General features: G+C 36.8%; 2 protein-coding genes. Both read right to left on the bottom strand.

The window, feature by feature from the left end; all coding sequences use genetic code 11:
• Window positions 1-64: 64 nt before the first annotated feature.
• Window positions 65-1,228, bottom strand: a complete 1,164-nt coding sequence (locus DES38_RS11875; protein WP_110252293.1) for a transposase — start codon at window positions 1,226-1,228, stop codon at window positions 65-67.
• A complete protein-coding gene (locus DES38_RS11870; RefSeq protein WP_110252292.1) occupies window positions 1,155-1,622 on the bottom strand; it encodes a transposase family protein in 468 nt (155 codons plus the stop codon). Before DES38_RS11870 ends, DES38_RS11875 begins: the two co-directional genes overlap by 74 nt.
• Window positions 1,623-1,694 lie beyond the last annotated feature (72 nt).

Genomic DNA, 1,694 nt, shown 5'->3' with positions numbered 1-1,694 from the left:
TTCTTACGCAATTTTGGGGATAATACATGCGCTTAACAAATATAAATTCGTTTATTTTTTGAAATTATGGTTGATAGAGCATTCTTAGACGTAAGAGAGGGAAACTTGCTCTTCCATACAACATGCGTTTAATTGTTTTCAATCGATTAACTTGACCTTCTAGGAAGCCATTGTTTTCATAAAGTTCTATGGCATTTAAGGTAGGTGGGAAATCAGATAATAGTCTTGAAATGAAGTGTGTAGTTAATGGATCCTGTCGATCTTTCTCATATAAAATGAGTTCGCGAAACTCAGGCATATCTCTGTCCTTTAGTGCTTGTCGAAAACTTGTGATGAACGCATAGATTGGTCTAAGTTTAGGATGTTTCGTTAGTATCTCATTCATTATTTTCCGTTTCTTCTCATCTTCTAAATCATTTTGCCATAATATTTTTCTAACGTCTTTTCTAGTGTAGTAGCTATCAGGCTGTAACGTTTGGCCAGCCTTTTTCTTCTTGCGTATATTCGCAACATAATATTTTAAAGCACCGTAGGTTCCGGTATAATTATTTTCTTTTAATTTATGATACATAGCACGAATGGTGAGACCGTCGGTCTCCCACTGTATAACCTCTTGTTGAAAAGCATCTAAAGGTTTTGGACGTTTTGTGCGCTTAAGAGCTGGTGGTTCTGTCATCTCAATGTATTTCTTAACCGTTCGTCGGTCTATATTCAGAATATCGCTAATTTTTCGAAGAGAATAGCCTTCTTTTTTCAATGCTTTTATATGACAAGCCTGTTCCCATTTTTTATTGGCGTTTTCTATTCGAGCCTTTTCACTTTTAGTTAATGGTATCTCTTGTGGTGTTGATATGTTTTCCTGCGTATCTTTCTCTATACGATTAGGTAACAGTTTTCTCAGTACGTTATCATGTAATGTCCATAAATTTTGTATGAGGTGAAAGCGATCGTGGATTTGTGTAATAGATGAAACGCCATCTAACACTTCATTAAAACGCGTGTAACGATCTCGTGTCACTTTTATAATCATTGTGTGTTCTTTAAACCATTTTTCTAAGGTTTCTTTCTCTCGATCTGGTAAGACATCAACGGGTTGGTGTGTGAGACCATCACAAATCAGCACACCATAACGGTGACCTTTCCTCCAAGCAAAGTCATCGATCCCGACAAAAGGGGCGAACCGAAGGTTCGATGTTCGATTGATAAATAATCCGAAGCAACGTATCATGACTCGTAGGCATCCCTAGTTTTTTACTCAATTGGGCACCTTTTATACAATTATTGACGAAAGCTATATCACGTAAAGTGTTTTCTAATCGAACCGTTCGTTGTTTAGACGGAAGTAACCAATCATAACGTTCAGTGAATACTTTACTTTTACAAGACGTGTGGGTACAAAACCATTTTTTACTTCTCAGATAAAGGCGTACCGCCTTATTTTGAATAGGTAAATCATCAATCACCCTTGTGTAATGACTATGTGCGCGACAACTTTTCTGATGGCAATGCGGGCATGTGGCACTTTTTGATTCTATAAATGCCACAACTTTAATAATATCGGTTTCTTCTGATGTTGATACAATGTGAACATGAGGATCAAGTTTCGTGATAGAATGAAGCATAACAATCACCCCTTTTACTATACTATACCCTGTTTTAAATACCCCTTATCCCCAAAATTGCGTAAGAACCCA

This window comes from Streptohalobacillus salinus (assembly GCF_003201605.1).
In the GTDB taxonomy this organism is placed as follows: domain Bacteria; phylum Bacillota; class Bacilli; order Bacillales; family Amphibacillaceae; genus Streptohalobacillus; species Streptohalobacillus salinus.
Note: the sequence above shows the minus strand (reverse complement) of the source record. Positions and strands in the feature narration are given on the sequence as shown.

What these genes read in the sequence shown, in the direction of transcription:
- DES38_RS11875 (WP_110252293.1), bottom strand. Translation starts at nt 1,228, where the DNA reads ATGATACGTTGCTTCGGATTATTTATCAATCGAACATCGAACCTTCGG.
- DES38_RS11870 (WP_110252292.1), bottom strand. Translation starts at nt 1,622, where the DNA reads ATGCTTCATTCTATCACGAAACTTGATCCTCATGTTCACATTGTATCA.